Source organism: Seonamhaeicola sp. (assembly GCF_028281565.1).
Lineage (GTDB): Bacteria > Bacteroidota > Bacteroidia > Flavobacteriales > Flavobacteriaceae > Seonamhaeicola.
The window spans coordinates 1-23,729 of record NZ_JANQJQ010000027.1; the positions used below are offsets into that span (position 1 = coordinate 1).

The 23,729-nt window shown below is 37.1% G+C and carries 15 protein-coding genes, 1 tRNA gene and 1 rRNA gene; 12 read left to right on the forward strand and 5 right to left on the reverse strand.

Translation table 11 applies throughout. The features are described from left to right. A 5S ribosomal RNA gene (gene rrf / locus Q0983_RS12770) occupies positions 1 to 96 on the forward strand; the annotation flags it as partial. Positions 97 to 157: 61 nt separating this feature from the next. Here rrf and Q0983_RS12775 read toward each other — a convergent pair. Together Q0983_RS12775 and Q0983_RS12780 are read right to left on the reverse strand one after the other, a co-directional pair. Next, on the reverse strand, positions 158 to 3,568 hold the full coding sequence (locus Q0983_RS12775) for a HEAT repeat domain-containing protein (RefSeq protein ID WP_299553825.1): 3,411 nt from the start codon (positions 3,566 to 3,568) through the stop codon (positions 158 to 160). 740 nt (positions 3,569 to 4,308) lie between these two features. After that, positions 4,309 to 4,381 (reverse strand) — tRNA-Phe (locus Q0983_RS12780). 204 nt (positions 4,382 to 4,585) lie between these two features. Between Q0983_RS12780 and Q0983_RS12785 the strand changes: the two genes are divergently transcribed. The 7 genes from Q0983_RS12785 (at position 4,586) to Q0983_RS12815 (ending at position 12,597) form a co-directional block, all read left to right on the forward strand. Next, positions 4,586 to 5,317, forward strand: a complete 732-nt coding sequence (locus Q0983_RS12785; protein ID WP_299553828.1) for a type III pantothenate kinase — start codon at positions 4,586 to 4,588, stop codon at positions 5,315 to 5,317. Next, a complete protein-coding gene (locus Q0983_RS12790) occupies positions 5,314 to 6,618 on the forward strand; it encodes a hypothetical protein (RefSeq protein ID WP_299553831.1) in 1,305 nt (434 codons plus the stop codon). Before Q0983_RS12785 ends, Q0983_RS12790 begins: the two co-directional genes overlap by 4 nt. Positions 6,619 to 6,636: 18 nt before the next feature. Then, positions 6,637 to 8,019 carry a tetratricopeptide repeat protein gene (locus Q0983_RS12795; protein ID WP_299553833.1) on the forward strand — a complete coding sequence of 461 codons (1,383 nt, stop codon included), beginning with the start codon at positions 6,637 to 6,639 and terminating at the stop codon, positions 8,017 to 8,019. 36 nt (positions 8,020 to 8,055) lie between these two features. Continuing rightward, positions 8,056 to 8,607, forward strand: coding sequence for an LPS export ABC transporter periplasmic protein LptC (lptC, locus tag Q0983_RS12800; RefSeq protein WP_299553835.1), 552 nt, complete (start codon positions 8,056 to 8,058; stop codon positions 8,605 to 8,607). A gap of 144 nt (positions 8,608 to 8,751) precedes the next feature. Then, complete coding sequence (locus tag Q0983_RS12805; protein WP_299553837.1) at positions 8,752 to 8,946, forward strand: hypothetical protein; 195 nt, start codon at positions 8,752 to 8,754, stop codon at positions 8,944 to 8,946. Beyond that, the gene (locus Q0983_RS12810; RefSeq protein WP_299553840.1) at positions 8,947 to 10,236 is read left to right on the forward strand and encodes a hemolysin family protein; all 1,290 of its coding nucleotides are present in this window, start codon (positions 8,947 to 8,949) and stop codon (positions 10,234 to 10,236) included. A 210-nt stretch (positions 10,237 to 10,446) separates the two neighbouring features. Further along, on the forward strand, positions 10,447 to 12,597 hold the full coding sequence (locus Q0983_RS12815; RefSeq protein ID WP_299553843.1) for a SurA N-terminal domain-containing protein: 2,151 nt from the start codon (positions 10,447 to 10,449) through the stop codon (positions 12,595 to 12,597). Positions 12,598 to 12,679: 82 nt separating this feature from the next. On the opposite strand, the gene Q0983_RS12820 is transcribed toward Q0983_RS12815, so the two are convergent. Together Q0983_RS12820 and Q0983_RS12825 are read right to left on the reverse strand one after the other, a co-directional pair. Beyond that, positions 12,680 to 13,714, reverse strand: coding sequence for a GYDIA family GHMP kinase (locus Q0983_RS12820; RefSeq protein WP_299553845.1), 1,035 nt, complete (start codon positions 13,712 to 13,714; stop codon positions 12,680 to 12,682). Next, entirely contained in the window at positions 13,707 to 15,029 is a 1,323-nt protein-coding gene (locus Q0983_RS12825) for a hydroxymethylglutaryl-CoA reductase, degradative (RefSeq protein ID WP_299553848.1), read from the reverse strand. The genes Q0983_RS12820 and Q0983_RS12825 overlap by 8 nt, the downstream gene beginning before the upstream one ends. A 238-nt stretch (positions 15,030 to 15,267) precedes the next feature. On the opposite strand from Q0983_RS12825, the gene Q0983_RS12830 reads away from it, so the two are divergent. From Q0983_RS12830 to Q0983_RS12845, 4 genes are all read left to right on the forward strand, one after another. Continuing rightward, complete coding sequence (locus tag Q0983_RS12830) at positions 15,268 to 17,499, forward strand: S9 family peptidase (RefSeq protein WP_299553852.1); 2,232 nt, start codon at positions 15,268 to 15,270, stop codon at positions 17,497 to 17,499. A 26-nt stretch (positions 17,500 to 17,525) separates the two neighbouring features. Beyond that, positions 17,526 to 19,088, forward strand: a complete 1,563-nt coding sequence (locus Q0983_RS12835; protein WP_299553855.1) for a peptide MFS transporter — start codon at positions 17,526 to 17,528, stop codon at positions 19,086 to 19,088. Positions 19,089 to 19,099: 11 nt separating this feature from the next. Beyond that, the gene (locus Q0983_RS12840; protein ID WP_299553858.1) at positions 19,100 to 20,878 is read left to right on the forward strand and encodes a peptide MFS transporter; all 1,779 of its coding nucleotides are present in this window, start codon (positions 19,100 to 19,102) and stop codon (positions 20,876 to 20,878) included. Positions 20,879 to 20,965: 87 nt separating this feature from the next. After that, positions 20,966 to 21,514 carry a thioredoxin fold domain-containing protein gene (locus tag Q0983_RS12845; RefSeq protein ID WP_299553861.1) on the forward strand — a complete coding sequence of 183 codons (549 nt, stop codon included), beginning with the start codon at positions 20,966 to 20,968 and terminating at the stop codon, positions 21,512 to 21,514. 12 nt (positions 21,515 to 21,526) lie between these two features. On the opposite strand, the gene Q0983_RS12850 is transcribed toward Q0983_RS12845, so the two are convergent. Next, complete coding sequence (locus Q0983_RS12850) at positions 21,527 to 23,566, reverse strand: ComEC/Rec2 family competence protein (protein WP_299553864.1); 2,040 nt, start codon at positions 23,564 to 23,566, stop codon at positions 21,527 to 21,529. Between the last annotated feature and the right edge of the window lie 163 nt (positions 23,567 to 23,729).

Below are 23,729 nucleotides of genomic sequence, written 5' to 3' on the forward strand. Positions count from 1 at the left end.
AGCGATGGGGCTCACCTCTTACCATTCCGAACAGAGAAGTTAAGCCCATTAGCGCCGATGGTACTGCATCAGTGGGAGAGTAGGTCGTTGCCTTTTTTGAATCCCGATTCTTTTAAGAGTCGGGATTTTTTTTGACCTTTATTTAAATGATTTGAGTTTAATGTGTGGTTTTAACTTCTTTTAAACCGGAGAGGTATGCTATTAAATCTCTTAGCTCTCTTTTACTCAAATAAGTGCCTATTGGCGGCATGGACGAGATAACGTTTTCCCTGTTTTTAATTCTGGAAGTTGCTATTTTCAGAGGTTCCGCCTCAGATGTTTTTAGAGTTAATTCTGATGTTGTTTCTTCCATAAGGACGCCAACAACGGTTTGGTCATTATCTAACGTAAGAATGACATTACCATACCCCGGAGCCAAACGTGCACTTGGATCTACCAAAGCTTCCAGAATTTGTTCCCTGGTCAGTGTTTTTGCTATTTGATCTAAAGGCGGACCAACATCACCACCATCGCCATTTACAGAATGGCACCGTACGCATTGCGCCGTGGCATTGTAATTAAAAACCCCATAACCACGTTGACTGCTTCCTCCGTAAAGTGTTTCCTTATATGAGGCTACAGTACTGCTATTATCTTTTATTTGATTTACCTGGGCAATCAAATCCTGATCGTTTGTGTTTTGAACGGTTTCGAACAAATCCAGCAGTATACCTTTGGAAATTTTATTTGCTTTAGCTTGCTCAAGTAGATCGGTTAATATGGGTTTGGAGCTTTCCAGCGGAGTATTCCCTAACGTTTTCAGAACGCTTTGTTGATCCGCTACAGACCCTTTTTTAAAGATCGGGTTAACTATATCCGGCAGGTTCTCTTTTGAAATGTCTAAACGTTTTAAAGACATAATGGCAACGGACCGAACGTCCTGGTTTTTGTCGTTCATTCCTAGCTGAATAGCACTTTCAATGTCATTGAAGTTAAGGTTTACCAGAGCATCCAGTACAGAACGCCTGACTTTTGGAGAATTGTTGGTTTTAAGTGTTTTAAACAGGATTGGGTTAAACGTTTCTATTTTTAAGGACTTCAGCACGTTTGAAATACCTGCAATGATATCCGGGTTCTCCTCATTTAAGAAATAAGGAATTTCTTTTTCAATATGCTGTTTCACAAGATTGATATCTCTTTTTACAGGTCCCCTGTAACGGCCATCAACCCTGTCAAGTGGTGATGGGTCATGCCAGGTGGCAATGGTTGCTAATGCTTCACCTCTTAAAACGCTGGAAACATCAGTTCTTTTTGCAAAAGTGATAAGATGATTTAAAGCTTTTTCATTCCCAACTCTTAAGGCCGCATTGATGCAGCGTCTTAAAAGCGGTTCGTTGTCAGTGTATGTTTCAGACAGTAAAAGTTGCGCCAGATCTGGTAATGATGCTTCTATGGATAGATCATCATTGATAGCACGAGCGACTTGTGTAACGATATATTCATCGGGATCATTTAAAAATTTTGAGATTTCAGGACTTTGTAATTTTCTGAGAACCAAAACAGCAGCCAGTCTCAAACTGCTATTCGAACTGTTATATAATGAAGCAATGGGGGCAATGTCTCCAATACGGGATAAAGCTAAAACACCTGCATGTCTTAAATAGGCATCCTCATCGCTATTATGGGCCAACATGTCAAGAATGGGGTTTACTGCCGCTTTATATTGAATTCTGCCTAAAGCCTGGGTAGCGAAAAAACGAACTCTGGCGTTGTCGTGATTCAGTAAAGGGATCAGTGCTGAACCGGCGTCTTTGTATTTTACATCACCAATGACTTTAGCTGCCTGGGCAATAATTTCCGGGTCGTTATCCGAAAGTAAATCAATTAAAACAGCAGCTTTATTTACTTTTTTATCGGCTATTTGGCCGATGCCCCAAATGGCATGAATGCGGGCAAATTGATTTGTGTTTTCTTTGGCAACCTTTTTAAATGTTTTATAACCCGATGACCTGTTAACCAATTCAAATTGCGCTTTTTTACGGATGCGCATATCCGGGTAACTAAGTAGCTCAACTAATCTTTCTTTAGATTGATTGTTATAGTCTAAAGTCATGAGTTTTTTTGTTTCGGCACGTTTGTCGGCTAAGTTGTTATGGTTGCTGTCAACATCTAACTTCCAAACTCTTCCATAGTTTTTAGTGTTCCATCCGCTAACCCAATCCGCTAAGTACAAAGCGCCGTCCGGACCAAATCGGAGCCCGGTAGGAAGGACCCCATTTAAAATTGAAGTATCTGTATTGAGTTCAAATCCCGCACCCTGTTGTTTTAGATCGAAGCACCAAATGTGTGATCTGCTTGGAGTCCCGGAGAATTGTACCAAAAAGAATTTGTTTAGCCAGTCCTTGCCTAATGCGGTTCCCGGATTAAAGGCCATTCCTGTTGGCCCGCCGTGAAAACTCGCTATTGGAGGGACTATGTGTGCGGCTTGTCCGTCCCATCTTGGTTTAAAATAGTTCTCATCCATCCAAACCTTATAGCTGTTGTTTTTTGGGTCAGTATATTTTCCAAACTGCCAATTGGTGCGCCAACCGGCGTCGGAACCTTCAACTACATACATCAGTCGTTCGGATTCTCCCTTATGATCACCGTCGTTATCAGAAGTAATGATGTTTCCGTAGGCATCAAAAACAAATTCGTGGGTATTTCGCAATCCGTGAGCAAATACTTCAAAATTACTGCCATCAGGATTACAGCGCACTATCACGCCCTGGTTTGGATATTCGTAGGTGTTACCGGCATTATCAGTAAGGTTTGCGCCAATATCGCCGATACCCCAATAAATTTTTCCGTCAGGCCCTTCAATAGCTCCGGACATACCATGGCCGCTAAAGCCAATGTGTACTGCAAAGCCGGTGGCAAGCGATGTTTTTTCATCAAAAACCCCATCATCATTAGTATCTTCCAACTTCCACATATCGGGAGCAACCCCTACGTATAAATTATCATCTTTAACCAAAATGGCGCCGGCAACGTCCGTAACTTCATCATTAAAATCGTTTAGGATCCTTGTGGATGTATCGGCCAGACCGTCCTTGTTTTTGTCTTCCAGTTTCCAGACCTCTTCTTTTTCAACAGCTAAATCTTTCCAATCGTGAATGGAGTCGTTATTCAGATCTTTCAGCCAGGTATTTTTAGCACTTAATTCGGTGGCAAATGTTTTATGAAGGAAGGCTCGTCTGTCTTCAACGGTTTTCAATGTAATGGATGGTGTCATCCAATCCCTATGCCCCCTAATATCAAATTCCGAGTTTTTTTGCCTGTTGGTACGTGTTAAATATACATTGCCATAATCGTCTATATCCATACCAACCGGATCCGGAGCTAATGAGTCTGAGGCCCATAGGGTAAGTTCCAAACCGTCAGCTACTTTGGCAGCAACATGTTTTCTGGTTTCTATGGCGCGTTCTTTAGCCGTTAAAGAATCTTCGGTAATAACAATGGGTGTTTCCTTTGGTTTTTTGCTTTTTGAGGAACATGAGCTAAGTGTAATTAACGAAAAGACAAAAAGAAAAATGACGTTGAATTTCATAAAATAGTTTTAGGTGGCATTTAATGACTGCTAAAAATAGAGAATTCTGTTCAGCACAATTAAAACATTTTAACCAATATTTATAATAAATGTGCAAGATCGAGGTATTTAAGCTTAAACAAGGGGAGTAATTGGTTTTAGCTTGTAAAAAAAAGATGTAATGTTATTAGAAATCGAAAAACCCATTCGATAGATTGGATTTTCTGTGGCACCTCCAGGAGATAACTGCGTTGTTCCTTTGGTCCCTCACCTGAAAACGCTAAACCCACAGCCTAAAATTTCCCTGAGGTGTCATTCTGAACTTGTTTCAGAATCTTATCTTATGGACTATTAGGTATTTTAGAGCTGGAAATATGTCAGGTTCATAAAAATTATACTTTTTTAGCCAGCTGTTCTTTCTTCAAAGGTCAAACTATTTATGCAATCAATAAAACTTCTGGGATTAATACATTTTGTATAATACCTCCAGGAGATAACTGCGTTGTTCCTTTGGTCACTCGCCTGAAAATGCAAAACCCACAGCCTTTAGCTGTGATTCTTTTGTTTTCTATTACTTACAGACGCGAGCGCCCGACGCAATAGAAAACAAAAAACCCGCTCTATTGAGCGGGTTTTACGAGTTAAGTGGTACCTCCATCCATCCCCTCGCAAGCTCGGGACAGGCTTCGATTCATTTTTATTGCATAAAAAAAGCATGTTCGAAAGAACATGCTTTCTGTAGCTTCAACTCGCTACACTCGTGGTACCTCCAGGAATCGAACCAGGGACACAAGGATTTTCAGTCCTTTGCTCTACCAACTGAGCTAAGGTACCTCGCTAAATGCGGACTAGCCCGATAGCATTATCGTTCTAGCGGGTGCAAATATAAATTCAATTTTGCTATTCGCCAAAATAAAAATACAAAAAATAATGCTTTAACAAATTTTAAGGGCTCATAGCACATTCAGGCTATAAATTATAATATAATTAAGAATATAGTGATTAGTGTTTTGTAATTTTAGCGCATTCAAAAGGTGTATGAATTTAATAATTGATGTAGGGAATTCTTATATAAAGCTGGCTGTTTTTAGTAACAATACTTTAAAGCATAGAGCTATTGTAAATCATGACCAGTTAATTGAAACTGTGGTTGCTCTAAAGGAACAATTCAACTCATTAAAAAAAGGGATTATTTCTTCAGTTGGTAAATTAAATGATAAGCAATTAGCTGAAATAAAGGGGCTTTTAGAGCTTTCAATATTAGATTCCAACACCAGACTTCCTTTTAAAAACAGATATGAAACACCTGAAACATTAGGGGTAGACAGGATGGCTTTGGTCAGTGCATCAGTCAGACAATTTTCAAAAGAAAATGTGTTGATCATTGATGCCGGAACCTGTATTACCTATGATTTTATAAATAACAAAAACGACTATTTAGGCGGTGCTATTTCACCCGGGCTACGTATGCGTTACAGATCCCTAAATAATTTAACGGCCAATTTACCGTTATTGGATACAGAAATGCCTAACGATATTACAGGAGTATCCACTAAAGAATCCATACATTCCGGTGTGGTTCATGGTATTTTAAATGAAATAGATGGGGTTATTGAGACGTACAAACTCAAATATTCGGATTTAACAGTTATTTTAACAGGTGGCGATGCTAATTTCTTGTCAAAACAATTAAAAAGTAGCATATTTGCCAATTCTAATTTTCTTTTAGAAGGATTAAACTTTATTTTACAATTTAATTCAAACGAATGATTAAAAAACTTGTATTAGTTTTTATTGCTTTAATAGCTATTCAAAGTTACGGGCAGGAAGGAACCGCATCTCCTTATTCTTTTTACGGTATTGGAAGCCTGAAATTTAAAGGAACGGTGGAAAATAGAAGCATGGGAGGTATTGGTGTTTATATCGATAGTGTTCATGTTAATTTACGCAATCCGGCATCTTATGCCACTAAAAACCTAAAGGTTTATAATGAAGAGACCAGACCGGTAAAATTTGCCGTCGGCGGGAGCTATTCCAGTATCAACCTAAAAGCTGACTCCGGTAGTGATAAAGCCAGTTCCACCACGTTTGATTATGTAGCCTTATCCATCCCAATGGGAAAATTTGGTTTTGGTTTTGGTTTAATGCCTTATACGTCGGTTGGGTATAAGTTAGAGTCTCTTAATGGCGATGGTAATATAGAGAACAGGTTTAGGGGAGAAGGCGGTCTTAACAAGGCATTTTTGGGATTAGGATATAGAATAACCGATGGATTAAGCATAGGTATTGATGCACAGTATAATTTTGGTAATATTCAAAACAGTACTGTGGAGTACCTCTATGATAACGGTGTAGTGACCCAGTATCAATCCAGGGAGAGTAACAGATCAGATTTAAGTGGATTGAATTTTAATTTAGGATTGTCGTACACAACACCAATAGCAAAGAACATGGAATTAGTAGCTACAGCAACGTATACACCGGAAAGTGATTTGACTTCAAAAAATGAGCGTTCCGTGGCCACTATTACAACTAATTCCAATACAGGGCAAGAGTTTGTAAATAATTCTGTAGATATAGATCTGGAGGCTTTAGGCTTATTGGAAACAGACTTGATATTACCTTCAAAAATGGCGTTTGGACTTGGAATCGGGAAACCAACAAGCTGGTTTGTGGGGGCAGAATATACTATGCTAAATACAAGTGATTTTTCTAACGACCTTTATAGCAGTGCCGGTGTACGGTATGAAGATGCATCCACTATTTCGGTTGGAGGATTTTATATTCCGGATTACAGGTCGTTAACCAGTTATTTAAAAAGAACGGTATATAGGGCAGGTGTCAGATATGAAAAAACGGGGCTTAATATAAATTCAGAATCAATTAATGAGTTTGGCATATCTTTTGGAGTAGGATTACCATTATCTGGCCCAATATCCAGTGCCAATATAGGTTTTGAAGTAGGTAAACGAGGGACAACTAATAATAATTTAATACAAGAGAATTTTATAAATCTCCAATTAAGCTTATCTTTGGGCGACAGATGGTTCCAGAGAAGGAAGTATAACTAACAACAGAACAATTTTATCATGAAGGCGAAAATTACTTTTTTATTAACATTATTCATAGCAATAAGCTTTGGATATGCACAGCAGGATGAGGAGTGTATGACCAAGCTTTCCATATTTCACGAATATGTAAAAGCTAAAAACTACGATGCGGCTTTTGAGCCCTGGATGGCAGTAAGAAACAAATGTCCAAAATTTAACAACGCTATTTACGTTGATGGTGAAAAGATATTAAACCATAAAATAAAGAATGCGGCGGGGGCAGAAAAAATTGGCTTTATAAATGATTTGATCAAACTGTATGATCAAAGAGCTCAATATTTTGCCAGTAAGACACCCAAAGGAAAATACGGTGCTTTATCTTGTCAGTTGATGTATGATAACAGAAAAGAACTTAACAAATCATCTGATGAGTTATACGATTGTTTTGATGCTGTTTACAAAGCAGATAAAAAGAACTTTAAAAACCCAAAGAGTTTGTATACCTATTTCTCTTTAATGGTGGAGTTATACGATGCCGGTAAAAAACCGGCTAAGGATTTATTCAACAAGTATGACGATGTGGTTGAGAAGGTACAGGATGAAATTAAAATAGCTTCAGGGCAATTAAACAAATTAGTAGCTAAAGAAGAAGCCGGAACACCTTTAACCAAAAAGGAAGGGCAGTATAAGAGATATTACGGACAGGTTTTAACCGCATATGATAAAATTGCCTCTGGTATAGACGGTCAATTAGGACCGCGTGCTAATTGTGATAACTTAATTCCGTTGTATACTAAAGACTTTGAGGCGCATAAAACAGATGCTGTATGGTTAAAACGCGCCGTAAGTAGAATGTATTATAAAGAGTGTACAGATGAACCGTTGTATGAGGAATTGGTAAAAGCTTATGACGAAACAGCGCCATCTGCTGATACCAAGTACTTTGTTGGAACCGTTTTATTCAAGAATCATAAAGAGAATGAAGCTATCAACTATTTTAAAGAGTCTTATGATTTAGAGACGGATACCTTTAAAAAAGCGAAGTTAGCTAACAACATTGGTTTAATTCTTAAAAAGAAAGGAAGATACGGACAAGCAAGAACTTACTTCAGAAATGCTTTAAAATTAAACCCGTCAAATGGTCGTCCGCATTTATCAATTGCAGCTATGTATGCGGCAAGTGCTAATAACTGTGGAGATACCACTTTTAATAAAAGAGCGGTATATTGGTTAGCGGCTCAGGAAGCTAATAAAGCAGCGAGAGTAGATCCGACGCAAAAGAAAAATGCAGCTAAGTCTGTAGCTAATTATAAAGCAAAGGCACCACAAAAAGCGGAGATCTTTAGTGCCGGTAATTCAGGGCAGGTCATTAAGATTGCATGCTGGATAGGAGGACAGGTTACGGTACCTGCCATACAATAATTGCTTTTCGGTTTGAGTTAATACTCAAAACAATTAATGAAACAATTGATTAAATATTATATGTTAAGCATAGTCACAGTTTTAGCTGTGACTATGTTTTTTTCATGTAATGATAACTACAAAGAGGTTCAGAAAATAGGCATTTCGGAGAACGAACCTATCGGGGAAGCCGAAAACATCAATTTAAAATATACCGATTCCGGAGAAGTTACACGTCACCTGATAGGCGCTAAAATGAAAAACTACTCTAACCGGGATTTTCCTTATTATGAATTTCCGGAAGGTATTACGCTCTATATTTATGATGATGATAAAAAGAGCACTATAGTGTCAGATTACGCCATTGTTTATGACCGGACAAGCATTATTGACTTGCAGGGGAATGTGGTTATTACAACCTACGATAATAGAATATTAAAATCCGAGCAACTCTATTTTGACCGGAAAAGAGAATGGTTGTTTACCAATGTACCTGTAACATTTGAATCAGAGCAAGATATTATTCACGGTAATGGTTTTGATTCTAACGGGGAGTTTACCAATGCCGAGGTATTAGAAGTTACCGGTATTTTTACAGTGGAAGATTAGGAACTTCTTAAGATTATCTTTCCTATTTTAATTATCTTTATCCAAATTATTTACAGATGAACCCACGTGGTTAAAACTGACGTTGTTTTAAGTGTTTTGATCATCAAAGGTTACATCCGACCTCTAAAAAAATAAAAAGAACACATGAAATATTTAAGTATTTTTCAATACGTTTATTTAGTTTTTGCCATACTGTTTTTATATGATGGTATCTCTAAATGGGGCAACGGTACCAACGGTGCCTACATATCTTTAGGGTTGGCTGCATTGGCAGTTTTTATGTTTTTCTTCAGGCGAAAGTTCAGTAAAAAGTTTCAGGATAGAAACAAACAGCAGTAAATGACACTTTATATTGTAATTATAGTTGTGTCCTTAATGCTTTCCGCATTTTTTTCCGGTATGGAGATCGCTTATGTGTCTTCAAACAAGATCCATATTGAGATTGAAAAAAAACAGGAAGGCATACTTGCCAAAGTTTTAAGTAAACTTACGGCGAAACCTTCAAAGTTTATAACCACCATGCTTATTGGTAACAATATCGCTTTGGTTGTTTACGGGTTTTTTATGGGCGATTTACTGGTAAGCTGGTTTCAGTCTTTACTACCAACGGAATACCCTGTTATAAACTATTGGTTAACCGAATTGAGTTTGCTTTCACAAACAATTATTTCAACATTTATCATATTAATTACAGCCGAGTTTTTACCCAAAGTATTCTTTCAGATTTATGCGAATACACTCATTAAAATATTGGCGGTCCCAGCTTATTTTTTTTACGTGTTGTTCAGTTTGATATCCGGGTTTGTTATCTGGATTTCAGACATAGTTCTAAAAACGTTTTTTAAAACCGACGGCGATCAAATTCAATTGGCTTTTACCAAGGTAGAGCTTGGTAATTATATAAGTGAACAAATGGAATCTGTTGAAGAACATGACGAAGTAGATTCAGAAATTCAAATTTTTCAAAATGCTTTGGAATTTTCCGAAGTAAAGGCCCGTGAGGTGATGGTTCCCAGAACCGAAATTATAGCAGTTGAGATCAACGAACCTATAAGGACGCTAAGTACACTTTTTACGGAAACGGGCCGTACCAAAATTTTGGTTTACGATGATACCATAGATGATATTTTAGGATATGTACATTCTTTTGAACTTTTCAAAAAGCATAAAGACATTAAATCTATGATGCTACCGGTAGAGTTTGTACCGGAAACCGTTCTTATAAAAGATGTACTGAATGTGCTTACAAAAAAACATCGCAGTATGGCGGTGGTTTTAGACGAATATGGCGGAACTTCAGGTATTATGACCGTTGAAGATATTGTTGAAGAGCTGTTTGGCGAGATAGAGGACGAACACGATACTGTTGATCTAATCGAGGAACGAATTGACGAGGATGTATTTAAGTTTTCGGCCAGGCTGGAGGTAGATTATCTGAACGAGACCTATAAAATGGATCTTCCCAAAAGTGAGAACTACGAAACGCTTGGTGGTTTGATCGTAAATCACACCGAAGAAATCCCGGATAAGAATGATGTGGTGACCATTGAAAATTTTCAGTTCACCATCGCGGAAGTGTCCAATACGAAAATTGATTTGGTGATGCTTAAACTGTTAGAAGAGAGTTAATTAATATACCATTTCTTCTATTTCAACGTTTGTCTTAACAAAAGGCGTTTATAATGTTGTGGTTTAACACAATTAATGCCTGTTTCTACTTTTATTATTAAATAGAAAATGGTATTTTCGCGCACGATATTTTCGTCAATCACAATATTTTGATTGAATTCCAATTATAAATAGAAAATTCCCGGAAGGGTTAAAAATCAAACATAAAAAATGGCAATTTTAAATAAGATTAGACAAAAAACTTTAGTATTAATACTGGTAATTGCGATGGCGTTATTTGCATTTGTACTATCTGGTCTATTTGATGGAAGCGCGAGTTTTTCAGATAAATCTCAAAGTGTAGTGGGGTCTGTAAACGGTAAAGATATTTCCCGTGAAGATTTTCAGGTAAAAGTGGAAAACCTTCAAAGGCAAATGGGGCCAAATGCTACTACCACGCAGGTAATGAACAGGGTTTGGGATCAGGAAGTGAGACAAGCCGTATTGGAAACTCAATTTGAGGCATTAGGAATTACCGTTGAGCAAGACCAGATGAGGGATTTAATAAAAGCCTCATTAGCTACCAATCCGCAATTTTTAAATGAAGCAGGCCTGTTTGATGAAAATAAATTGAACGAGTTTATAGCTAATCTTAAGGAAATAGCTCCCAGACCCGGTTATATCGGAGGGCAACCTTTGACCTATTCTGATTGGGTGAATTACGAACAAAACATTGCTGCCAATGCCTTACAGCAGAATTATTTTAATTTGGTTAAAGCAGGTTTGACAGGGACCTTATCGGAAGGTGAATTAGAGCATAAATTAGATGGAAATAAAATAGACATTAAGTTTGTTCAGGTGCCCTATACGTCTATTCCGGATAGTATTGTCAAAGTGTCTAAATCGGAAATTTCAAGTTATATCAACGATAATAAAAAAGAATATGAAGTAGAAGCATCCAGGGATATCAGATTTGTTGAGTTTGAAGAAGTGGCTTCCATTGCCGATGAAACTGCCATTATAAAAGAACTTTCTACGTTATTAAATGGCAGATTGGTTGACGACACTGGAAGAAAGGATACTATAGTTGCTTTTTCAAAAGTTAAAAATGACCAGGAGTATATCAACTTAAATTCAGATATTAAGTTCAATGAGCGTTTTGTATTTAAGTCCGGATTACCGGCTCAGGTTGCGGATAGTTTGTTTAATCTTGGCGTAGGTGAAACTTACGGGCCTTATAAAGAGAATGGATATTTTAAGATTTCGAAGTTGATTGCTGAAAAAAATATCCCGGATTCAGCTAAAGTAAGACACATTTTAATTCCTTTCATAGGATCTCAAAGTGCCGCTCCGGATGTTACTTTAACAGAAGATCAAGCCAAGGAAAGAGCAGATAGTTTATTAACTGTGATTAAAAGAGACCGTTCTAAATTCCCTGAATTAGTAACAGCGTTTTCATCAGACCAGGGAAGTATTGCTAAGGAAGGCCGTTATGATTGGCATCCTTACAACACCATGGTTCCTGAATTTAACGATTTTGAGTTTGAAGGTAAAGTAGGGGATCTAGGAGTTGTTAAAACAGTATTCGGTTTTCATATTATTGAAATTGAAGGACAGAAAAGTAAAAAGAGAGCTGTTCAGGTTGGAACCATTGCCAGAGAGATTGAACCGTCTGAAGAGACAACCTCCAGAATATTTAGAGAGGCCTCAAAGTTTGAAATTGCTGCAGCCGACAAGGATTTTGAAGCATTAGCTACAGAAAGCAGTTATACGGTTAAACCTGTGAACGGTATAAAAGCTTTGGACGAAAGTATTCCCGGTGTAGGTAACCAAAGACCTATAGTACGTTGGGCTTTTGAAGAAGAAGCTGAAGTAGGTGATATTAAGCGTTTTAATATCCCAGGTGGTTATGTGGTTGCGCAATTGGTAGCTAAGCACGAAGAAGGTTTAATGACTGTTGAAGATGCTACTGCCAAGGTGTTGCCAATTATCAGAAAACAGAAAAAAGCCGAATTAATTAAAGAAAGAGTATCTGCCACTACTTTAGAAGATCTTGCTGCTGCAGAAAGCACTACGGTAAGAAATGCGTCAGCCATTAATATGAAAACCCCAACCATTTCCGGAGCAGGTAATGAACCATTGGTTGTGGGAACAGCGTTTGGATTAAATGAAGGAGATACTTCCGGGCTTATTGAAGGAGAGAAAGGCGTTTATATGGTACAGGTTACAAAAGTAACACCGGCAGTTGAGCTTGATAATTACCAGGCTGCAGCTAATAGAGTGGAACTGCAAAAATCAACTACAGTAAACAGCAAATTATACAATGCTTTAAAAGCTGTTGCCGATATAGAAGATAACAGAGCTAAATCTCAAATTCAATAATTCGGAGATAGCAATATAAAACAAAAAGGCCTCGTTAAAACGAGGCCTTTTTTGTTTGTCTTATCGAAGTGGAAGCATCTGTTTATAAAACCATATCAACATACGGAAGAATCGTTTCAAATCCTCTATCCCTAAAATAGGCTGTTGGGTTTTCTTTTGAAGTAACTAAAACAAAATCACCTCCCCAGGCCCCGAGACTTTTTATACTTCCGTTAAAATCATTAAATAAAAGGAGCTTCACGGGCGTTTGATTAGTGACTTTGGCTATGATATTTTCGTGCCTATCTACTAAAACTTCAAACGCTTCCAAAGCGTCACAAGCAATCATTTTTAAAGTTATGATGTTGACTTCAGAAATAATATCCTGAATATGGTCTTTGTTCTGTGCTTTGTAATGTGCTATGCCCTCTCGGCTATTTTGTTTTTTGTTTAAATGCACAAAATATAGCTGTTCTTTAAAAGGCGGATCAAACGCAACCTGATTAATCAAAGGGCTTCCATTTTCAATTTGATAGGTAATAGGGGTGTCATTTTGTGCGCAGGCAATATCGTATCCACTGCCTCCAAATGTGCGCTCTAACAATTTAAAAGCATCAACATTGGCCCACTGCGCTATATTATTGATTAAAGTTGAAGACGTACCTAAACCCCAGTTCCTTGGGAAATCTATAGCTGTGGTTATACGGTATCCCTTTTCAACATTTAAAAAATCAGGATTCAGTTGTTTAACAGCATTAAAAATTTGGAACAACCTGCGGGCAACATCTTCAAATTGAGTTGTCAGACTGAGCTTGTCGAAGTCCTGTTTTAAGGTCCCATTATTGCTTAATTCGAATGCCCCTTCAAACCAAACCGTTCCATTTTCATCCAGGCTTTTCCAATGCAAGATAGGTTTGTCAACAGATTCAATTTGTAAGGATTGCCCAAATTTTGTCGGAATTGCTAAGGATAAAGCACCATCAAGAACAACATATTCGCCGGTAAGTAAAAGTTTGCCGTTGGAATAAAAAGTTTTGTTGTTCAAATCTGTAGCCATGTTATCAAAAATTTTTGATTCTGTGGATGAATCTCTCTCGGTGTCTGGGGTTCTCTTGGTGTCTTCGAGAACCTCAGGCACCGTTACGTAAATTTTGCAAAGCTTCAACAACAGCACTATGCGTGACCGTATTGTTTTTAAAATGCGCTGTCAGAGCTTTTTTCTCCGTATCGGTGGCTCCAAACTGATTTAAAATATTCATCAAATGCATTTTCATATGCCCCTGCTGAATCCCCGTGGTTGTTAATGACCGCAAGGCAGCAAAGTTTTGCGCCAAACCTGCTACCGCTACTATTTGCATGAGCTCTTTAGCTGACGGTTTATGCAATAATTCCAATGCTAATTTAACAAGCGGATGTAAGCTGGTAAGTCCGCCAACAGTACCCAGTGCCAACGGAATTTCAATCCAGAACTTAAAAATATCACCATCAATTTCAGCATGTGTTAAACTGCTGTATTGTCCGTTTCTTGAAGCGTAAGCATGCACACAGGCTTCCACCGCTCTAAAATCATTACCGGTAGCTAAAACAACGGCATCAATGCCGTTCATGATCCCTTTATTATGAGTTACTGCTCTATAAGGTTCTTTTTCAGCAATATGAACTGCCTGAACAAATTTTTCAGCGAACGCCTTACCGGAAACAGCTGGGTTTTCAAATAGTTCATCCACATTGCAACTTACTTCAGCCCTAACCAAACAATCCGGGACATAATTAGATAAGATGCTCATGACGATATCAATCTCCTTTTCTTCTTCAGAGAACAAATCGAAATCCCGGGCTTCACTTTTAAAGGTTTTGGCAAATTGTTCCAAACAAGAATTTATAAAGTTTGCACCCATAGCATCAAGCGTTTCAAACGATGCGTGAAGCTGGTAGTAATTAGCGATCTCGGTAGTTTTATTGCGTAGTTCAATATCTAAAATACCACCACCTCGTTTTTCCATGTTAGCGGTGATGCTTTTAGTATCATCAATAAGTTTTGGCTTTATGGCATTGAAAAATGCTTTCAGTTTATCAAAATCACCTTTATAAGTGAAATGAACCTGACCAATTTTAGTGGTAGAAATTACCGTGGTCTTAAAGCCACCTCTATCCAGCCAGAATTTAGCAGCCTTACTGGCAGCGGCCACCACAGAGCTTTCTTCAATAGCCATGGGTATGGTATACAGGGTGTCATTTATTAAAAAATTAGGCGCTACACCAAGCGGTAAATAGTAGTTGGTTATGGTGTTTTCTATAAATTCATCATGAAGCTGTTGTAGTTTTTCATTGGTATTCCAATATTGCTTTAAAATACCTTTGGCACTTTCGGCATTTGAAAAATAGGTGTCTACGATCCAATCAATTTTTTTAGACTTGGAAAGCTTAGAAAAACCAGCAATAGATTTACTCATAAAATGATCATTTGTGGTGCAAAGATACTACTCTTGGTATGAATATTGAATAACTAGTTTATGTAAGCCTAATTAAGTGTTAATAATTGCTGTTTTTTGAAGAATTTTTAGTAAAATTGACATCATTTTATGAAAAAACCATTTTTTTTGATTGAGCATCTATTATTTTCAATTATAAATTGTAAGGATTAATTGGTGGATGTTGTATCTTAATGGGCAGAAAAATATAATTTACTGGATGAGATATCTTAAATTTTCTTTTTGCGTTTATTTCCTTTTAACTTCATTTTTAAACGCACAAAATCAAGACATTACATTAGAAGAGATTTGGAGCGGCACCTTTAGTACAGAACACATGGATGTGTTACATTCCATGGCTAACGGGCAGCAATATTCCGTTTTAAATTTTGATAGAAGCACCAGGTCAACCGCTATTGATATATATGATTATGAAACCTTAAAAAAGGTAAAAACCCTGGTGAGTTCAAGAGATTTGAATGCCTTAAATTACTTCTCGGATTATACGTTTAGTAAAGACGAACAAAAGGTAATTTTGGCAACTAATGAAACGTCTGTTTATCGTCATTCGGTCCTTGGAAATTATTTTGTTTATCATGTTGAGAACCAATCTTTAGAGCTAATTTCAAAAGAGCTTATTCAGGAACCCACATTTTCACCCGACGGAAATAAAGTAGCCTATGGATTTAATAATAATTTATATGTAAAAGATTTGCAGTCCGGAGCAACCACTCAAATAACTTTTGACGGAGAAAAGAACAGTATCATTAACGGGATCACAGATTGGGTTTATGAAGAAGAGTTTTCATTTGTAAGAGCCTTTGAATGGAATGCCGATAGCAATAAAATTGCGTTTATAAGGTTTGATGAAACCAATGTACCTGAGTTCTCTATGGATGTTTACGGCACCGGGCTTTACCAAACCCAACACGTATTTAAATATCCGAAAGCCGGCGAAGCAAACTCGGTAGTTTCATTACATATTTATGATTTGGAAGCTAATAGTACTAACGCCATTAAGGTTGGTAAGGATTATAACGATTTCTACATCCCGAGAATTGAATGGACTAACAATCCTGATGTATTAAGCGCTCATTATTTGAACAGGCATCAAAATGCGTTGGACCTATGGCTCATTAATGCTAAAACCAATATAGCGGATTTAGTGCTTGCAGAAAAGGACGAGGCGTATGTTGATGTAACGGATAACCTGACGTTTTTAAAAGATAACAGCTTTATCTGGACCAGTGAAAAAGATGGTTACAACCATATTTATCATTATGACAAAACAGGAAAACTGATCAATCAGGTTACCAAGGGGAATTGGGAAGTAACTGAGTATTATGGGTATGATGAAAAAACCAAACGCATTTTTTACCAATCGGTGGAGAATGGCTCCATAAACAGGGATGTGTACTCTATAAAATTAAACGGACGGGATAAAAAACGACTTACCAAAAGTGAAGGGACGAATGGGGCTTCTTTTAGTGCGGACTTCTCCTATTTCATAAATTCATTTTCCAGCGCTACCACACCGCCTGAATATACCTTAAATAGTGCTGCTTCGGGAAATCTTATAAAAAGTATAAAGGATAACGATAGATTGTCCCAGCAGCTTTCAAATTATAAGACCTCTAAAAAAGAGTTTAGCACGATTCATATAAACGGGAACGATTTAAACATGTGGATGATCAAACCGGCGAATTTTGATGCCTCTAAACAATATCCCTTATTAATGTATCAATACTCTGGCCCGGGATCACAGCAGGTTGCCAACAGGTGGCATAGTTATAATGATTATTGGTACCAGCATTTAGCGCAACAAGGCTATATCGTAGCTTGCATTGATGGCAGAGGTACCGGATTTAAAGGTGCCGATTTTAAGAAAGTCACTTATATGAATTTGGTAAAATATGAAACCGAGGATCAGATTGCAGCAGCCAGAAAACTTGGTGAGTTGCCATATGTAGATAAAGACAGAATTGGTATTTGGGGATGGAGCTTTGGCGGACACATGTCTACCAATTGTTTGTTAAAGGGTAGTGATGTATTTAAAATGGCTATAGCAGTAGCACCGGTTACCAGCTGGCGTTTTTACGATACCATTTACACGGAGCGCTATATGAGAACCCCTCAGGAAAATCCAAATGGCTATGATGATAACTCACCGTTCAATTACCCGGAGAAGCTTAAAGGCGATTACTTGCTGGTACATGGTTCGGGTGATGATAATGTACATTTACAGCACACCATGCGCATGGTTGAAGCTTTAATTCAGGCTGATAAACAGTTTGACTGGGCGGTATACCCGGATAAAAATCATGGCATATATGGAGGGAACACGAGGTTACATCTCTATAAAAAGATGACCAATTTCATCCATGAAAAGTTGGGTGACAGAAGGGAAAAGGCAGAGGAAGCAAGCATGGAAGACATCAAGATCAAAGGATAATACACTAACTAACAATAAAGAAGATTATGGCAAATTCTGAAACAATAAAGCAAAAGGAATTATTTGGGCATCCAATAGGATTATATATTTTGTTTCTAACAGAAATGTGGGAACGTTTTTCGTATTATGGAATGCGGGCTATTTTAGTGCTTTATTTAGTTGCCGAAACAGCAGCGGATAATCCTGGTTTGGGTTGGGCCAACGATAGTGCCATTGCGCTGTATGGTTGGTATACCATGTTTGTTTATGTGATGTCTATTCCGGGGGGGATCATAGCCGATAAAATTTTGGGGCAAAGGAAATCTGTATTTGTTGGAGGCCTTTTGTTAGTTGCCGGGCATAGTGTTTTAGCTATAGAACAGATGTGGGCCTTTTATACAGGTCTAATTTTAATTGTGATGGGTGTTGGTATGCTGAAACCAAATATCTCTACAATGGTAGGCGGGTTATATCCAAAAAATGAACAGAATAAAAGAGATGTAGGGTTTTATATCTTTTATATGGGTATAAACCTGGGTGCAGCAGCAGCAGCATTAATTGTGGGATATGTTGGAGAAAACATTGGTTGGCATTATGGTTTTGGCCTTGCAGGGATTGGTATGGCTTTAGGACAGGTTATTTATATGCTTGGTCAAAAGCATTTAAAACATGTTGGTAATTTAGTAGTGGATGACAGAGCCGAAGAAGAAAAAAAAGAAAGCAAGAACTTATTGACTGCCATTTTTAAGCATACTAATTCTATAATAGGTTTCGCTATTATGGTAGCTTTAGGCTTAATAATTTGGTTTGGAGGCTCATGGTCCTATGGTTTATTAGTTATTGGCTTGGCATTTGCAGTTGGCGTTGGAATTGTGGTTTATAATGATGGAAACAAAGTAGAAAAGGATAGAATACTAGTTACTTACTTATCTTTTTTGATAATAATAATTTTCTGGGGATCATTCGAACAAGCCGGTGGGTTGTTAAACGTTTATGCAAAACAAAAAACAAATTTGTCATTAGGTTCTTTTGAGGTTCCGGCAAGTTGGTTTCAATCCGTAAATGCCATATTTATTTTGGTTTTTGCAACTATTGTGGCTAGTTTTTGGGTTTGGTGGAAGAATAGAAAGAAAGAGTCATCGTCATTGTTTAAAATGGCAATAGGAGTCATAATCATGGGCTGGGGCTTCTTTTTTATGTCTATTGCCAGCCAGGAGGTTGGTTATGATGCGTCAGGTGCAGTAACTGTAAAATCCGGTATGCAATGGCTGGTTTTAGCCTATCTGTTCCATACTTTGGGAGAATTATGTGCCTCACCGGTAGCGTTATCGTTCATAACAAAATTGGCACCGGAAAGGTGGATGGCTTTTATGATGGGAGCTTATTTTGCAGCAACCGGATTGGGAAATAAAGTTGCCGGATTGTTAGGAGAGTCCGCTTCTGAATTTGGAGAGTTCACAATTTTTACGGGGATAGCAGTATTTTGTACAATTTTTGGACTTCTGGTAATTGCTATCCTTAAACCATTAAAAAGGCTTACACATGGAGCCGAAGAACTGGAGGGTACTACAAATGAAGAAACTGAAGGCTTTGAGTTAGCCGATAACTAAAAATAACATATATGGAAAGTAACGCAACCGATCAATTTTTTAAAAATACTGTCCTGGGGCATCCGGCAGGATTATTCGTTTTATTTTTTACAGAAATGTGGGAACGTTTTTCCTATTACGGAATGCGCGCCATATTGGTAATATTTTTAACCGGCGTCATTACCGGAGATAACCCCGGTTGGGGATGGGACAAACCTGCGGCATTATCTCTTTTGGGAACCTATGCCATGTTTGTATACCTGACTCCTATAGTTGGAGGTTGGCTTGCTGATAATAAAATAGGCTACAGATTGGCTGTGGTTATAGGTGCTTTGTTAATGACCATGGGGCATGCGGCCATGGCAGTGGAAACGCCTACATTTTTATATATAGGAATAACATTGCTTATTTTGGGAAATGGGTTTTTTAAGCCAAACATGACCTCTATAATTTCGAAAATGTATGAAGGAAGAAACGAAAAGAAAGACGGAGCATACAATATTTTTTATATGGGTGTTAATGCCGGTGCATTTTTGGGAATTATGCTATGTGGATGGATAGGAGAAAACGTAAGTTGGAGTTATGGCTTCGGGCTGGCAGGAATTTTTATGTTATTGGGAATGCTTCAATTTTATTTTGCTCAGCCACTTTTCGGGGATATAGGCTCAAAACCTAAAAAAGAAACAGAAGATTTAATAGATACACTTGTTGATAACCCGGAGTCATCTTCAAATAAAGAAAGTGGTAAATTAAATCGATTTTTGACCATTGATTATGCTTTAATAGGTGTTTTTATAATTTCTGCACTCATATTTATTATCAATGACCCTTTAAGTAAGATAGGGAATATAAACACGCTTAATTTCACTATAGCCGGGATGACGGATTCTTTATTCTTTGCGTTGTTAGCAGCTATTATATTCATAGTAATATTGGCAATAAGAATTCCCCGATACGAGAGAATAGTTAGAGACAGAATGATTGCGTTTACCATTTTCTGTATTTTCACAATTTTCTTTTGGGCAGCTTTTGAGCAGGCGGCCGGGTCGCTTCCGCTTTATACCAGAGATTTTACTAATAGAGTTCTCGAAGGAAATGCCTCTTTAATTTTTAAAATTATTGACCTAATTGTAACAGTAGTACCTATTGGGATAATTACATATGTACTTATTAGCCTATTTAGAAAAACGTTTAGTAGAATTAGTCTTTCAAATATTATCTTAGGATTTAGCTTTGTAGTAATTTGGGCCTTAGTGATATACAAATTATATATTAATTTTAGTGCTGAAGCTAAAGAAGTAGAAATAACCTGGTTTGCTATTCTGAACTCCCTATTTATTATCATGTTTGCGCCGTTGTTTACTAAATGGTGGGATAGTAAATATAATCCACCGGCTTCTGTAAAATATGGTTTAGGCTTAATAATTATGGCTATTGGTTTTGGACTTCTGGCGTTTGCTGCAAGAAATGTACCCTTAGGAGCCGAAACGGCTAAGTTGAGTATGATATGGCTGGTCCTTGCCTATTTATTTCACACACTGGGAGAATTATGTTTGTCCCCAATGGGATTATCTTATTTAAGTAAACTGGTTCCTGCTAGAATGGTTGCTTTTATGTTCGGCGTTTATTATTTGGCAATAGCCATAGGAAACAAGATGGCGCATTATGTAGGCGGAGATATTGAAAAGATAACCGAAGAAAGTGGATTGTCACACTTTTTCCTAATATTTACCATTGTTCCAATTGTATTGGGATTAATTTCTTTTGCTTTACATCCGTTGTTGAAAAAACTGATGCACGGTGTACGTTAATCGAAAAAAACGTTAAAAATTATTCAAAATGCTCCTAAACAGGAGCATTTTTTGTAAGTTGGGCATATCATTTGCAACAAATCGATTATGCGAAAACTACAATTTATACTATTATTGGCCTTACTGACTTCGGTAAGCAGTATAGCTCAAAAAATTAATTGGGTGACCCTAGAGGAAGCGGTGAAGCTTCAAAAGGAGACTCCGAAAAAGATCATGATGGATGTTTACACCAACTGGTGTGGGCCCTGTAAAATGCTGGATAGAAATACATTTCACAATAAAGATGTTGTTGATTATGTTAACAAATATTACTATGCGGTAAAGTTTAATGCTGAAGGCAACGAAAAGATAAATTATGACGGTAAAACCTTTACAAATCCTAATTATAATCCGTCATTAGCCAACAGGCGAAATTCAGCACATGAGTTGTCAAGATACTTTCAGGTTCAGGCCTATCCAACAATCGTTTTTTTAGATGAGAATGGCAAATTAATTTTTCCGTTACGAGGGTATAAAACTCCCGTACAACTGGAGTTATATTTAAAAATGTTTAAAACGGATAAACATAAGGAAATGGATACCCAGGAAAAATTTAACGAATACTATAAAGCCTTTAAACCTGAATTTGAAGGTTAAAATGTTTTAATATTAATAATCAATAATAAAAGCTCCTTTTTTGCCGGTTTGGTGAAAAGGGAGTTTTCGTTTTCTGCAAATAGCTTCCCAATGTTCTACATAAGACTTGTAATTACTGCCGTCGGCAATAATATATTTGGGTTGAACGGAATCTATTAACCGGTTCAGATTTAATTTAGGGGACTGCCTTAGCAACACATAATCCGGTTTAACAGATTTTAAGTTGTAAACTCCCAGGCTGTCAATTACTAAAACGGTTTTTTTATTCAGTAAATAAACCGGCTTAATCACATCGTTTTCCGTTTTACTTATATGATTTCCAACGGTATAATCTTTTATGATATTGTTTTTGGATTGGGTTACACTATCAAAATTATGTGCTATAACTATTTTATTTTTAGATACTTGTCCTATTAAACTATAGCGGCTTTTATGAAATATGATGAATTCATTTTCAGGAGACTGATATTTTGTATAAATAACGGATGCTTGAAAAGTTAAAATCGTTATTAAAAAGCATCTTAAGGTTTTGTAGTTCCTTTTGATGCATAACCTGATCATGGAAATGATCAAAATATATGATACTACTACATATAAAGCACTAAAGGAGATATCCTTAAAAAGAAATGCTTCCTGGTCAGAAACCCAACCCACAAAATTGGTCATGGTTCCAATAACACTTCCGAAAATGTTAGCCAGAAATTGAGGTAAAAGATTTAAAACGGCTAACAGGATTATTAAAATTCCAAATCCTAAGATGCTCCCCAAAAGCGGAATGATCACCAGATTTGAAATAAAGAATAAACCGGGAAATTGATGAAAATAGTAAAGGCTTACCGGAATGATCCCAAGTTGAGCCGCCATGGTCACCGTAAGGGTACGCCAGTATTTGTCTAAAAACCGGTTTTTTGGTTTCCAAAGTTTGTATAGCAACGGGTCTATAGTTACGATAGCAAAAACAGCCAAATAGCTTAATTGAAAACCAACATCGAAAATAAACAACGGTTTAAAAAGTAAAACAATAAGCATTGAAATAGCTAAAGTATTGTAAATGTTGGTGGGCCTTTTAAGGTTCATGGCAATGGCTACAATACTGAACATGGTAACCGCCCGGGTTACAGAAGCTGATAGCCCTGCAATAATGGCAAAACTCCAGAGTATGGTCACTAACAAAACGGTTTTCAAAAAATAACCTTGTTTTAAGCGTTCAACAGGTTTAAAAAGGATGTTTAAAATCAATAACATAATACCGACATGCAGCCCCGAAACCGCTAAAATGTGAATAGCTCCGGCATTAGAGTAATTAGAGTAAACGGCTTCACTGATATCCTGCCGTTGCCCTAAAAAAAGTGCATTAATAATGGCTAATTCATCCGGTTTAAAGTTGTAGGGTTTAAGTTTTGCGTTTATGTATTCCCTTAGATTATTTGCAAGTCCAAAAAGCGTGTGCGTATTGGAACTTACCTTGAATAACGACTGGTTTTTAACAAATAGCTGGTGGTAGATATATTTTTTCTCTAAGTAGGCTTTATAATTGAACTGATTGGGGTTTAAGGGATGCATTATAGTTTTAAAGCTCGTTTTTGCAATATAGATGTCATCGACCTTTAGGGTAGGTGTAAGGGTATCTTTTTCAATGTTTAAAAGCGATTTTCCGTTTACTATGGTGTCACCAATCTTTAAAATATCTATCACATATTTGTCATAATAATGTCCCGGTTTTAAAACCTCACGTATTCTGAATGAAATCGTTTTTACGGCGTCTTTCGACTCATGGATTTGATGGGAATAATGATTGGAGAAATGCTTTTCGTTATGAAGGTTTACAGTTAAAACACCAATGGCTGTCATAGTAACGAAAGTCAAAACCCCAAACCATATGGTTTTTATAAACTGTTTCCTGGCAATTAAAAATGCAGCGAATAAAAACAAAAAAAGCAATACAGAAACATATAGAGCTATATATAACGGTATACTGAAGCTATAACCAATTATGATACCGATAATCAAACAAAAGGTTAATCTTATTATAGCGAAATTAAGCAGTTGCATACAATAGCAATATAAAAAAATATCCTACAAAATTAATTTTTTGTAAAATAAATCTTATTTAATAATTCGTGAATTTGTGGCTAAAGAATCCGTTTCTATTTGTCAATAGTTAATTACCACTGATGACTTTATTTGCCACGAATACACCAATCATTTTTTTAAA

Coding starts and splice junctions, on each gene's coding strand:
- Q0983_RS12840 (WP_299553858.1), top strand. CDS start 19,100: ATGGAAAGTAACGCAACCGATCAATTTTTTAAAAATACTGTCCTGGGG.
- Q0983_RS12810 (WP_299553840.1), top strand. CDS start 8,947: ATGACACTTTATATTGTAATTATAGTTGTGTCCTTAATGCTTTCCGCA.
- Q0983_RS12850 (WP_299553864.1), bottom strand. CDS start 23,566: ATGCAACTGCTTAATTTCGCTATAATAAGATTAACCTTTTGTTTGATT.
- Q0983_RS12845 (WP_299553861.1), top strand. CDS start 20,966: ATGCGAAAACTACAATTTATACTATTATTGGCCTTACTGACTTCGGTA.
- Q0983_RS12830 (WP_299553852.1), top strand. CDS start 15,268: ATGAGATATCTTAAATTTTCTTTTTGCGTTTATTTCCTTTTAACTTCA.
- Q0983_RS12785 (WP_299553828.1), top strand. CDS start 4,586: ATGAATTTAATAATTGATGTAGGGAATTCTTATATAAAGCTGGCTGTT.
- lptC (WP_299553835.1), top strand. CDS start 8,056: ATGAAACAATTGATTAAATATTATATGTTAAGCATAGTCACAGTTTTA.
- Q0983_RS12790 (WP_299553831.1), top strand. CDS start 5,314: ATGATTAAAAAACTTGTATTAGTTTTTATTGCTTTAATAGCTATTCAA.
- Q0983_RS12815 (WP_299553843.1), top strand. CDS start 10,447: ATGGCAATTTTAAATAAGATTAGACAAAAAACTTTAGTATTAATACTG.
- Q0983_RS12805 (WP_299553837.1), top strand. CDS start 8,752: ATGAAATATTTAAGTATTTTTCAATACGTTTATTTAGTTTTTGCCATA.
- Q0983_RS12795 (WP_299553833.1), top strand. CDS start 6,637: ATGAAGGCGAAAATTACTTTTTTATTAACATTATTCATAGCAATAAGC.
- Q0983_RS12775 (WP_299553825.1), bottom strand. CDS start 3,568: ATGAAATTCAACGTCATTTTTCTTTTTGTCTTTTCGTTAATTACACTT.
- Q0983_RS12825 (WP_299553848.1), bottom strand. CDS start 15,029: ATGAGTAAATCTATTGCTGGTTTTTCTAAGCTTTCCAAGTCTAAAAAA.
- Q0983_RS12835 (WP_299553855.1), top strand. CDS start 17,526: ATGGCAAATTCTGAAACAATAAAGCAAAAGGAATTATTTGGGCATCCA.